The organism is Prevotella melaninogenica (assembly GCF_013267595.1).
Lineage (GTDB): Bacteria > Bacteroidota > Bacteroidia > Bacteroidales > Bacteroidaceae > Prevotella > Prevotella melaninogenica_D.
The window spans coordinates 770,564-782,444 of record NZ_CP054010.1 but is presented as its reverse complement, the minus strand read 5'-3'; the positions used below and the strand labels follow the sequence as shown (position 1 = coordinate 782,444).

General features: G+C 41.9%; 11 protein-coding genes, 1 tRNA gene and 2 pseudogenes. 8 read left to right on the top strand and 6 right to left on the bottom strand.

Annotation, left to right across the window (positions count from 1 at the left end; all coding sequences use genetic code 11):
* The first annotated feature begins 66 nt into the window (after positions 1 to 66).
* Positions 67 to 396: a heavy-metal-associated domain-containing protein gene (locus FIU21_RS02995; protein ID WP_004359287.1), complete on the top strand. Its 330-nt coding sequence runs from the start codon at positions 67 to 69 to the stop codon at positions 394 to 396.
* A 277-nt stretch (positions 397 to 673) separates the two neighbouring features.
* Here FIU21_RS02995 and FIU21_RS02990 read toward each other — a convergent pair whose 3' ends face one another.
* Positions 674 to 1,501 (bottom strand): CPBP family intramembrane glutamic endopeptidase, encoded by an 828-nt coding sequence (locus tag FIU21_RS02990; protein ID WP_004359288.1) that lies wholly within the window; start codon positions 1,499 to 1,501, stop codon positions 674 to 676.
* An 11-nt stretch (positions 1,502 to 1,512) separates the two neighbouring features.
* Positions 1,513 to 2,484, bottom strand: coding sequence for a bifunctional riboflavin kinase/FAD synthetase (locus FIU21_RS02985; protein ID WP_036885826.1), 972 nt, complete (start codon positions 2,482 to 2,484; stop codon positions 1,513 to 1,515).
* A gap of 163 nt (positions 2,485 to 2,647) precedes the next feature.
* Between FIU21_RS02985 and FIU21_RS02980 the strand changes: the two genes are divergently transcribed.
* Positions 2,648 to 2,721 (top strand) — tRNA-Ile (locus FIU21_RS02980).
* A gap of 309 nt (positions 2,722 to 3,030) precedes the next feature.
* Positions 3,031 to 3,576: pseudogene (locus FIU21_RS02975) on the top strand (Arm DNA-binding domain-containing protein); the annotation flags it as partial.
* 17 nt (positions 3,577 to 3,593) lie between these two features.
* Here FIU21_RS02975 and FIU21_RS02970 read toward each other — a convergent pair.
* On the bottom strand, positions 3,594 to 4,781 hold the full coding sequence (locus tag FIU21_RS02970) for a transposase (protein ID WP_254361422.1): 1,188 nt from the start codon (positions 4,779 to 4,781) through the stop codon (positions 3,594 to 3,596).
* 221 nt (positions 4,782 to 5,002) lie between these two features.
* Here FIU21_RS02970 and FIU21_RS02965 point away from each other — a divergent pair.
* The 5 genes and pseudogenes from FIU21_RS02965 to FIU21_RS02945 form a co-directional block, all read left to right on the top strand.
* Positions 5,003 to 5,323, top strand: a pseudogene (locus FIU21_RS02965) (nucleotidyl transferase AbiEii/AbiGii toxin family protein); the annotation flags it as partial.
* A gap of 205 nt (positions 5,324 to 5,528) precedes the next feature.
* Positions 5,529 to 5,936 (top strand): hypothetical protein, encoded by a 408-nt coding sequence (locus FIU21_RS02960; RefSeq protein ID WP_036862139.1) that lies wholly within the window; start codon positions 5,529 to 5,531, stop codon positions 5,934 to 5,936.
* Positions 5,937 to 6,087: 151 nt separating this feature from the next.
* Positions 6,088 to 7,209 (top strand): RHS repeat domain-containing protein, encoded by a 1,122-nt coding sequence (locus FIU21_RS02955; protein WP_036885829.1) that lies wholly within the window; start codon positions 6,088 to 6,090, stop codon positions 7,207 to 7,209.
* The gene (locus tag FIU21_RS02950) at positions 7,199 to 7,552 is read left to right on the top strand and encodes a DUF6984 family protein (protein ID WP_004359294.1); all 354 of its coding nucleotides are present in this window, start codon (positions 7,199 to 7,201) and stop codon (positions 7,550 to 7,552) included. The genes FIU21_RS02955 and FIU21_RS02950 overlap by 11 nt, the downstream gene beginning before the upstream one ends.
* A 61-nt stretch (positions 7,553 to 7,613) precedes the next feature.
* Positions 7,614 to 7,769, top strand: coding sequence for a hypothetical protein (locus FIU21_RS02945; RefSeq protein WP_004359295.1), 156 nt, complete (start codon positions 7,614 to 7,616; stop codon positions 7,767 to 7,769).
* A gap of 199 nt (positions 7,770 to 7,968) precedes the next feature.
* On the opposite strand, the gene mobC is transcribed toward FIU21_RS02945, so the two are convergent.
* The 3 genes from mobC to FIU21_RS02930 form a co-directional block, all read right to left on the bottom strand.
* A complete protein-coding gene (gene mobC / locus FIU21_RS02940; RefSeq protein WP_004359297.1) occupies positions 7,969 to 9,972 on the bottom strand; it encodes a conjugal transfer protein MobC in 2,004 nt (667 codons plus the stop codon).
* A 65-nt stretch (positions 9,973 to 10,037) separates the two neighbouring features.
* Positions 10,038 to 11,318 (bottom strand): conjugal transfer protein MobB, encoded by a 1,281-nt coding sequence (gene mobB / locus FIU21_RS02935; protein ID WP_004359298.1) that lies wholly within the window; start codon positions 11,316 to 11,318, stop codon positions 10,038 to 10,040.
* 16 nt (positions 11,319 to 11,334) lie between these two features.
* A complete protein-coding gene (locus tag FIU21_RS02930) occupies positions 11,335 to 11,754 on the bottom strand; it encodes a plasmid mobilization protein (protein WP_004359299.1) in 420 nt (139 codons plus the stop codon).
* Between the last annotated feature and the right edge of the window lie 127 nt (positions 11,755 to 11,881).

Genomic DNA, 11,881 nt, shown 5'->3' with positions numbered 1-11,881 from the left:
AAACGACAACACAGAGAGACGTCTTGAAACACGCTTTCGGACGTCTCCCTCAAACAAAGAACAATTATGAAAAAAGCTATTTTCACAATGCTGATGCTCATGGTAGCCATGATTGCAACAGCCAAAGACATTAAGACAGTTATCTTCACAACTACTCCACAGATGCACTGCGCTAACTGTGAGGCGAAAGTAAAGAACAACCTCCGCTTTGCAAAGGGTGTGAAGGAGATTAAGACAAGTGTTGAAGAGCAGAAAGTTTATGTAACCTACGATGCTCAGAAGACCAATGAGGAGAAGCTTCAAAAGGCTTTTGAAAAGTTCGGTTATAAGGCAGAAAAGACTACAAAGGAGGCTAAAATCCCTGTTCATGAGAACGAGGAGTGCGAGAATATGTAATCGCTAACAGTAAAGTCTATAAGTAAGTAATCGACCATTACATGGCTCTCAACAGCCTATGTGATGGTCGATTCTTGTTTAATCTCTATCGTTTATATAATAAAGGAATAGTATCATTGAGTGGTGCGGAGGCTCCGCACATTTGGTGCTAAGCGTTCGCACATCTGGTGTTAAGCCTTAGAACGTTTCTTAAAGAGGGTAGGAATGTGAGAGGATAGGCATTATCGTCTCTTTTCCTATGCGCTTATTCTATTAGATGTCTTTATAGGAAAACTGCTTATTTATTCCCCTTTGGCATCCTTCCTATTAACTGCAGCAACGAAGGAACAAAGATACAGAGCGAGAAGAACAGACCTCCGTACATCATGCGGTCGTTGCCGTGGAAGAAGTCGATGAGTTTGCCATCGTTCATCTGTGGCATGAGGTTGAACATAAGATAAGCCACCGTATTGTTCACCCAATGAAATACGAAGCCTGGCAGAATACTACCCGTTTTCGAATAGAGCCAACCCAATAGCAGACCAATCAAGAAAGCGTGTAAGCCCTGTGCTAAATTAAAATGGACAATACCAAAGATGAGGGCTGAAATGACAATGGCTATCCATCGTTTGCGTTCGCCTAATGCGTTTTGTAGTACGCGTAGAATAGCGCCACGGAAGACGATCTCCTCAGCAATAGGCACCATCATTCCTAAGGCTACATAGCCCCAAGACACCTTCATGATACTTTCAAACATCTCTTCTGTGCCCGCTGGCATCGTTAGATTAATCTTCTCGGCAAGGAATTGCAGCGGGAGTATCGAACCTAAAGCTATGAGAGCCGACCACATGAGGACAGCCCAAGGACGCGTCTTCAAATAGTTACCAGATACAGGTGCCCACTTTGTAGCGATGAAAAGAATTAAAGTTGCAAGACTACTGATGACTGCCGTTATGGCAAGAGTCTCACCATTTTTAGTCAGATAATCCCCATCAGCAGCCTCTGTCCCTCCAAGTAGGCTTACAAGTTGCTTACCTCCCTTGAAAGAAAGACTTTGTATCAAGATGAAAAGTGAAACAAATAAGATGACATAGAGCGTTGCGCTCAAAACGTTTTTATTGTTCATTTCTGCGAATCTTAGGGTGTATTAATAATATTCTCTTGTATGTGATAAGTCTCATCAAACAAGCGATTGATTTGCTCTTTGTCTTGCTTCAGCTGTTGTGCCAAGGCTTCTAAAGAGTCAAACTTATGCTCGTCTCTGATCTTACTAATGAAACTTACAAGGAGTTCCTGTCCATAGAGATTTCCTGTGAAATTAAAGAGATTGACCTCTATCGAGGTGGTTGTGCCATTGAAAGTAGGCCGATGCCCAATGTTCATCATCCCTCGCTTCCATCCAACAGAATCTTTCAAGCGCACCATGACCGCATAGACACCACTTGCAGGGAGCAGCTGTTGGCAACCATTCACATCGAGATTGGCTGTAGGGAAACCCATCTTGCGCCCATTCTGATAGCCACTCACGATGCGACTCTCTATCGTATAAGGATAGCCTAAAAGGCGGTTGGCAGCCTCAATATTGCCCGTGCGAAGGTCGTTTCTGATGATAGAAGAACTCACTTTCTCATCATTTGGCAGGAAGGCATCGGCACGAATGACCTCAATACCCATTTCCTTGCCATACTGGACATAGTCTTCAAAAGTCTCAGAGCGGTTATGTCCGAAGCGGTTGTCGTAACCTATGATGAGCTTCTTTACGTTCAGCTGTTTGCATAACACCTCTTGCATGAAGTCATGAGCTGAGAGCGCAGCCAACGAAGTATCGAAATGCAGTACGAAACTATTGTCAATATGTGTCTTTGAGAGCAGAAGTAGCTTCTCATCGAGTGTTGACAGCAGTTCTGGTTGGTAGTCAGCCTGCAGTACCTGACGCGGATGTCGGTCGAAGGTGATGACTGCCGACGCCATTCCTGACCGTTTAGCCTCGTCAATGACACGACTAATCAGGAACTGATGTCCACGATGCACACCATCAAAGAACCCTATGGTTGCAACTTGCTCTACAAGTTCATACTCCTCGCCTCGCTTAATATATATAGTATTCAATCTAACTGTCTTAAAAATCCTTTATTCTCTGCAAAGGTACTCCAAATCAGCCATAAACCCACGCTCAGGCATTCAAAATGTGTTAAAACATTAAATTTCCTTACTATCCTTTCTCTTTTCCCATTTTTTTTCATTATCTTTGCACCCGAGTTTGTAAAATTCAGGACTTGTAGCTCAGTTGGTTAGAGCAACAGACTCATAATCTGGAGGTCCCTGGTTCAAGCCCAGGCTGGTCCACAAAGGGGGTTCAAAAGGACATCAAACAACACGTCATTTTAGCCTTCAAAACAAGAATAATCGCTGTAAAATCAAGGTTTTACAGCGATTTTTGTTTTTTATCCATATCCGTTTGACTGCCAAACTATACCTTTTGATAGTCATCATTCGGTCATTTTCTGCTACAGAAATTGCTACACAAAAGCAGACTCTCAAAAAAATGTAGCAATGAATGGAAAATGACTATTAAATTGACGGCATGCAAAACTTTCTTTTTCAAGAACTTATGTCGAACTTTGTAGCCAAAAAGCTACACTAAAATGATGCGTTATGAAAACGACTTTCAAGGTATCCTACTACCTACGTTCCAACTATGAGAACAAAGAAGGAAAATCACCTGTAATGCTCCGAATATATCTCGGTGGCGAAAAGGCAAATCTTGGATCCACTAAAATTTTTGTGGATAAATCCAAGTGGAGTAACAAAACCAGCAGAATGATTGGCAGAACAGCAGAAGCACTCTTCATTAATGCTTCTATAGATGCACTGACAACAACGCTGATGCAGATTTACTGGAAATATGAAACTTCAGAGGAACTTTCCATAGACCTTATCAGGTCGGTATTCCTTGGTACAGACAAAGAATATACAACTTTTCTGCCAGTCTTTGACAAGTACATAGACTCCATCACACAACAAGTTGGCAAGACATTAACTAAGTGTACTTTTTATAAGTATAAGGTGGTGAGGCAGAACTTTCAGGATTTCCTACAAGCAAAGTATCATCGCAAGGATATTGGACTGACAGAACTGACAAGTGCCGTTGTTCAGGACTTCGAATTATACCTTACATCTGTTGTAGGTGGTGTGCATAACCAATAGTCCGTTAAATATTATGCTGCATCAGCAGCGAAACTAAATATATCATTTATCCTTTCTTTATTTAATGGCGTGTTCGGGTTCTTCTCGAACACGTCAATAATTCGTTGTGCATAGTAGGCATTGACCATCTGCGCTTTAAGTCGACCGATGGACGTGCCAAGTTCCTTGCACATGATTTTGGTCACATTGAGTGCTGTGAATGAAGAGTTGAAAGCAAATTCAAGTTTTCTCTTGTCGCGTGCCTGACAATCGGTAAGACCGAGGAATTGCTTTGCGTCGCGAAAGCAAAACTCCTCTTGGAAACGTGTGGTATAGTACTCCATCACATCGCGTCCACTCATGCTCTCATCCGTAGAGAAGTACAAACGGCGGACACCGTTGGGCAACTCGTGGATGACAATCGACACGACCCTATGCAAGGACTTGCACCACGCCTTGAGCGCATAGGCTTTGCCTTTGGTCTCTCCTAAATCAAGCTCATTGCCTTTGGATATGTCGATGTTCCTTACGTCAATCTTGTCACCTTTGATACGAGGACGGCCGGGCTTTCCCGTGGGTTCCCCATCCCATGTGTAGAACAAGGCTGCGTCATGACGCAAGCGGCTCACAACATGGAAGCCCATCTTCATTACCTTGTCGATGAAAGGTCTTTTGGAGAAGGCTGAGTCAGCGACAAGAACCTTGCAAATACGCTGTAAGGTTACCTTGTCGTCCTCCAACACCTTGGTATACCAGTCGTATAGACTCATCTCTTTTTTCTCCTCCCCTTTTTCCAATGTGGTCTGCACAGCCTTGAGCATCATACACTCATGCAAGTCCACGTCTATCACACCGATGCCGAGGATCTCAAGACCGTGCTTTACCGCACCTGCACAGCCCGACCAAAACGTACCCACGTATGGGGTATGCTTCCCAGCCTTCTTGATGAAGCTTGGATCAATAACGATGGCATTGAGCCCTTTACCCTGCTTGAAGGCGAAAGCACTCAGCCACATATTTATTTCGAGCCAGTTCACGCTGCGCTCTGCCGTCTGCCGATAGCATTGTTCGCCACGCTTTCCATAGCGTCCCATCTGCGTAAAATTACATTTCCTTGGGATGACCATCAAAAGAAAAAGCATTTCCATGACGTTTGTTTGAATACTTTTGTTTAACTTTGCTCCATCTTCAGCACTAAATGCTGCTTTGCAGAGCTTCATATATCGGCTAATCAAGTTGGTTATCAGCATAAACTTTATTGTCTTTTTACATCTATAAAGTTACTGAAATTCAATGAGATAGCCGATTTTATTATGTTATACTTTGTTATATTCTATTGCCTAATTATCTCTTTCTCAGAGACTTATCATGTTTTCTTTCTGCCACAATTCCTGTTGGCTTTTGGGTAAAAGCTTCGCAAACTGCGAAAATTTAACGGACTATTGCTTATAAGAACGATGATAAACCTGCATATATACTGCTTGATGTCCTGTATGAGGATTTACAATATCATGCTACCGAAGAAGTCGAGATTAAAGGTCCTTTTATAGAATTGGACAATGAGCCATTGATGGTAACTGTGCCCTCTGCTGATGATATTCTCGGTGATAAACTTACGGCATTTGCCCCCAATACCTCTGGCATTCCTTATATCAAGGGAGACAGGGATTGCTCACTGGAAATAATCAAACAGCTGTATGATGTAGGCAGGTTGTTTGAACATTCTGGTAACTTTCAGCACATTAAGGAGACTTTCAAACAAAATCTCTTCGCTGGGGGGCATCACCATATTACACAAAAAAGATAGGTAATCCTACTTTAAGAAACATAAATCAAAATTTGAGAAATACAAAATTTCCTTATGACAATTGGCGCACTGCTGATCCAGGACATATCCATTATAAATGGCGATTAAATGATGAAGACTCATAGCATTGGTTTCGTTAAATATTAAGTAGTACAAATTTATGAAATATTTTATTTTAAAGTGGTCATCAGAAAAAAAGCAGAACAATAAAACAAAACGAAGCTTATGGTGTCGTTTGCTGCATAAGATGATCGTTCCACTCAGTGCAAATCCTGATTTTGATGATAAAATAGAGGATGTTACTCTATGGTTTATTGAATATGACGATGTGGTAAATCATATTGCAAACAGAGAAATTGGATTTGCTAAAGATGGTAGGATTATTGTAAAAATGCCAGACGATAGAAATTATGGTTATTGGCTGGATACAAATTGCGAATTGGAAGATTTCAAAAAGATGGGTATAAATATGATAACCGAAAAAGAATTTAACGACTTATGGAATTCGGTCTATTACGATAGAGAAGCAAAAGAATTCAAGCAGACTGTTATCAAAAATGGAGACTAAAGAATGTATGCAATCTTGCCTTCACGGACATTTTGGGCAGCATCCTTTACGTTATGGATGAGAAGGGCACGAAAGTCTTCGATGCTTCATACGATGCGTGGGGGTAAGCAGACGGAAACGCTCAACACCATTGGGCCTGCACTGTGGTTGCATGGGGCATGAGATGCTGAATGAGTTCAACCTCATCAATATGAATGGCCGTGTCTATGATCCTGTACTCGGTCGATTCCTGAATCCAGATAAATACGTACAGGAAGGTGACAATAGCCAGAACTATAACAGCTATAGTTATTGTCTGAATAATCCTCTCAAATATGCCGATTCTAGCGGTGATGTATTTGTCCTTGACGATTTTATCGCAATAACTGCAATGGGCGCAATGATGGGTGCCATGAATGCGGCTATGTCAGATAAGCCAATATGGAGAGGAGCCTTGCTAGGGGGACTTAGCGCAGCAGCAACTTATGGAATAGGCTCAATTTTTAATGGCGTTGGAACTTTTGGACATGAACTGTTGAGAGCTGGTGCACATGGCTTATCTAGTGGTGTCTTTAATGCTTTAAATGGAGATAATTTCTGGAATGGATTAATTTCAGGAGCAGCTTCTTCAGGAATAGGGTCTTATGCACAAAGCATAAACTTAAACTCTGGACTTATGGTAGCTTCCACTACGGCAATGGGTGGAATCGTTGCATGGGCTACAGGAGGTGACTTCCTGCAAGGAGCAATGCAGGGGATGACCATAGGACTTTTTAATCATGCAATGCACAATGAGAATATAAATGGAGAAAATGATTATTCTGAGTACTCTGACTATTTGTCCGGTGGTCCTAAAAAACGTGTTGTAAAATTAAAAGAAGTAGTAGTTCTTGGAAAGAATAATGCCCCTCATGAAAAGCCTTTAGAACTAGTGTATCCAGAGTTTTATATTCTGTTCTCTGGAAAAGCAATAGCAAATGGCGTGGCAGGCATGATAAAAAGCGGATTGGGTTTATTCCACAAATTTAGCAAATTGCAAAATAGAACAGTTCAATTTGGTAATAACCCTAACCAAGTGCATCATACATTTAGACATGTAGATGATATGGGTCTTAACAGAAACATGGTGCGAAGTTCCGTTATAAATGATTTGAAACGTATAAGTAATATTCCTGTAGGTAAACCAGTGAATAGAATAATAAATGTGTCAGGTGACAAACTTCAATATACTGTATTCAAAAGGTTGGAGAATGGTGAATATATTTATAATATAGGTCGGATTCATGGAATATAAAAGAAAAATTTTTCCTGAGGAAGTAGCTCTTATTGCCTTTCTAGCGTCCAAAGCTCAATTCCAATTAGAAAGTAATTGGGAAAATAAATTTATCGCTTATCCTCTCACAAAAGAGAAAATAGGCAGTATTGGGCTTTTTAAAAATAACCAGAAATATACTCGAAGACAAAGTAGAGTTCTTTCATGTTGCAAGTTTCATGATGTTGATAATGTTGAAGTAGCGGTTTATCTTTTAATAGATTCTAATGATACGCTCTATGAATTAGATTTTTGGAAGGTAGATGATTCAGAAATTTGCCATATTCCTTCCGTAGACTCTATGGAGGATATCCCGCAGATATAATCAGACATGAAATGAACTTAACTTAACCAGTGTATTCGTATCTGGCGTATCTGGTTCGACATTGGGAGCAAAGGTTGATACGGCGATAGGAGCATGGTTTGGAGGTGTTGGTGCTATTCCTGGAGCAATCATAGGAGGTGCTGTAGGTGGTATTTGTGGATCTTTTGGTGCCAGTTGGCTAGGAGTAGGAACTGTTGATATGATTTATGGAAGGTAATATTTCACACATTCCAGTAAAACAAGATGGGCACAATTTCTTTATGGCTCACGTGCAAGTTAGTAGAAAAGGTTATAGTATTCTACATAATATGACAGGAACAGCCTCTATATTAATTAACAAAAACTATTTTACACCATATTATAAAGCTGTAAATAACTTTATTTAGTTTGATAAGCAGAATAAAATCAATAGCTTTTTAAGTCTTAATTAGATGACATAGATTTGAATTATGTTTTATCCTCTCTATTTCTGAAGCCACCAAATTTAATATTTCCTGTTTCACACACTGATAGTTAATCTTGATGGTTTCTTTGAGATTATCGGAGCCATCTTTGTTTCGGAATGTGTTGATTTCTGGGATAGACTGGTATTGCATCATTTCGGCAGAGACTTTGGCGCTATCCACGACAATCTCCGCGTGGAAAATCTTTTGATCTATACGCTCGTCGAAGTTGTCGGATACAGTTCCTACAAACATACCTTGTGTGAGGTTGCTGATTTTCGACGCAGGGATAAGGCTATCCATCTGTGTGGAGATAGAAGTGGATTTGTCGTTGCGGTTGATGGTCATAGATTGTCGTTGTTGAAGCACCTTACCAAATCGCTCGGAAAGTGTTTTAGCTGTTTCTCCTACCACTTGCCCAGAAAACACGTTACCTACAGTGTTCTGTATTACCTTACTTTCTTTGTCGCCATAATCACGGGTAAGTTGTGAGAAGTCTTGAAAGCCCAAACATACCGCCACCTTATTGCTTCGGGCTGTAGCAATGAGATTATCCAGCCCACGGAAGTAGATAGTCGGCAACTCGTCGATAATCACAGAACTTTTGAGCTGCTTCTTCTTATTGATGAGCTTCACGATACGGCTATTGTAAAGTCCGAGTGCAGCCGAATAGATATTCTGGCGGTCGGGATTATTACCAACGACAAGGACTTTTGGCTCATTAGGGTTATTGATGTCAAGTGAGAAATCGTCACCCGTCATCACCCAATAAAGGGCAGGGCTTATCATACGAGACAGTGGTATTTTGGCACTGGCTATCTGTCCCTGCAACTGGTCCTGTGCTCCGCCTTCCCATGCGTCCATAAAAGGAGAAAGGTAGTTGGCAAGTTCATCGTAGGAGGTGAGTATCGGGAATATCTGTGCGTAGGGACGGTTCAGGAACTCAATAGCATGTGGAAACGTGCAATACTTCCCGTCCTCATAGATTTTCAGAAACCAAATGATGGCAGCCAGCAAGATAATCGGTGACTCTACAAAGAAATCTCCCTGCTTTTGTATCCACGAACGGTTCAAGTTGAGCATGATGGTGTAGGCACTTTCGTAAGCGTCCGATATATCCGTCATAAAGGCAGGATTGATAGGATTGCAACGGTGGCTCCTGCGAGGGTCATCGAAGTTTATTACAAAGAACTGAGGTTTTACCTTGTAAGCGTCCAAATGATGAAACAGGTGATTGTAGGCTATCTCTGAAAGGTCTGGGAACTTGTAGTCGTAGATATACATGGCAAAGCCTTTCTCTATCTGTTGCTTGATATAGTTGTTCACGATGGCATATGACTTACCCGACCCCAGAGTACCCAGCACCATCGAGGCACGAAATGGATTGACCACGTTTATCCAACCGTTGTTCCATTTCTTCTTATAGTAGAAGCGTGTAGGAAGATTGACAGAGTATTCATTTTCCATCAACCGAGTTTCCTGCATAAAACTCTCGTTCTCTGTGTTGAACACATCGTCCATCAAGTTGTTTTTGAGTAGTCGGCTCATCCATACGCCACCCATCAGCAGACAGATATAGCCAACGGATAGCATAAATATATAGAGGGAAGCCGCCCCGATTTTGCCGATGGGTAATACCAGCAGCCACCAATTGAGAAAGTAAAAGACAAAGCCTGAGAAAAGCACCGTCCAAATCTTTGGCCACGTGATTTTCTCTTCCTTCACGCCTTTCGTCCCAAGACAGGACAAGGCAAGGAATACCACGCAAAAGAGTTTTGTCCAAAGGATAGACGAAAATAACCCTGTGGTACGCTGGAAATTCATCAGTATCTTATCAATGATTCCAAGCGTAAACCCCCAGACATGAAATGCCTCGTAACAGAACCAATAACAGTTAACGAGGAGGAATATCACTGATATGCCCCTCATAAAGTCCATGACTTTACCTAATGCCCTTAAATCATCTTCCTGTGCCATAATGCTATTTTTTGTAGCCTTCCCCAACTCCTCCGAAGGGAGGGGAGATAGAAATACTCGTTTATTTAATGTTTTCTTCGTTTAAGTTTTATCTTACTTTGTCTGCGGAGTTTGCGTTGCCATACCGCTTCCTTCCAATCATCGTTGCCCGTAGGTAGGAAAGAACCATCTGCTATATCCTCGATAAGTTCATCGACAAGATTATCCCCTTCTTCTGCATTGGATTGTAAAGGCTGGACAGTTGCTGATTGTTCCAAACAGACAGACGGATTGCCATACAGCGTTTCGTCCAAGAATGGGTTATTAGCAGGATTAGAGAAATAGCCATTGAATACATTGGCGGCATATCCCTTACCTAATCGAGAACCATTGAGCGCAATGCCCACTTCGTCATCAATGAATGTGATGCCATAGATACGTCCATTGGAATTCTTTCGAATTACCACACGCAAGCCTTGTTCCTCCAGTCTTTGCCGAAGTTCTTCCTCTGTCTTTGGAGAGGTACGCATTGTTTGTAACACCCTGTACCTTATGATTGATATCAATGGCTTGATAGCTTGTTTGGACTTCTGCATCCTATTCTGTACGGCAGTATAGCCCACACCACGTCCAATGTCCGATGCATGGATAGGGCTGCTTACCTTGTCTCCCTTATCATCTGTTGGGACATAGACAAGCCCTTCATATTTCTTTCCCCGAAACTCTGTCTTAACTTCCTCCACTGCAAGATTGTATACGGAGAGGATGGCATTCAATTCTCCAAGTGAGTAGAACTTATAATGCTTTAGGACAGAGCGAAGCGTTTCGGCTACTTGTTTCTTGATATTCCCTTTACCAATATCCACCTTGAGCGTTTCTTTCATCGCCTTGTCAGTAACTTTTGAACTTGGAATGAGACCAAACCTCTTTTCCAAGGCATCGGTAATTTGCTTGCTCCACCGTTTCTCAAACTTATCATTAATCTTCTGCCCACGACTATCCACCCGAAGTGATACGATGTGTATATGCTCACGGGAGATGTCGCTGTGCTTGAAGACGATATAAGGTTGATTGCCGTAGCCGAGTGCCTCCATATACTCCTTGGCTATCTGTGTGAGTTGCTCATCGGATAGTTTCTCGTCCGGGTGCGGATTGAGCGAACAGTGGAACACCGTTTTCTTGGTACGACAGTTTTTCGGTATCAATGCCTCCATATCAGCAAGCACGTCCTCCATCGTATAACGTCCTTCCTTGCTCTGATACAATTCAGCGGCAAGAAGAATATTCGCTTCTCCTTTTTCAACCTTTTTGAAGTTGTAGCCGAGTGCCCCTCCAAGGTTTTCCGTTGCTGAAATTTTTGCTGTCATTTTTTTTACTAAATTATCAATACTTCTTCTTTCTATAATCAATGGTTAGATTGATAGCCTGCTCTTGCAAGGCAATGATTTGAGCCGACAATTTCTCCAACTTCTCAAGCATAATCTGTGCAGTCTTTATGCTATGATAGCTGTTGATGGCACGCACGGTTTGGTTATACAGCACGCCAATCTTATGGATTTGTGCCGTTAGTTCGGAGAGTTTTCGGTAATATTCCACAGCGGATTTATCCACCGTTATCACCTTGAAACTCTCTCCAAGAATACGACCACGCACGAAATCCGACTTGGTCTGCGCACCCGAACGCTGAAACAAATCAATTGCCCTTTGCTGGTCTTTCGGGTTGGGTAGCCGTACATGCCAGTTGTCCCAACGCGGCTTATCAGGAGCTTTCTCCACTTTGCCCTTTTCCGTCTGCTTATCCACTGTTGTTTTCTTCTTTAATTACGACTTTGGAGTAATTATTCCCTCGCACCGAGGCAAGGGTCTTTGTGGTACAAACAGCGGTTTGTGTTACAAAGACACACCTTGCCAATATCAAGAGTTGATACGA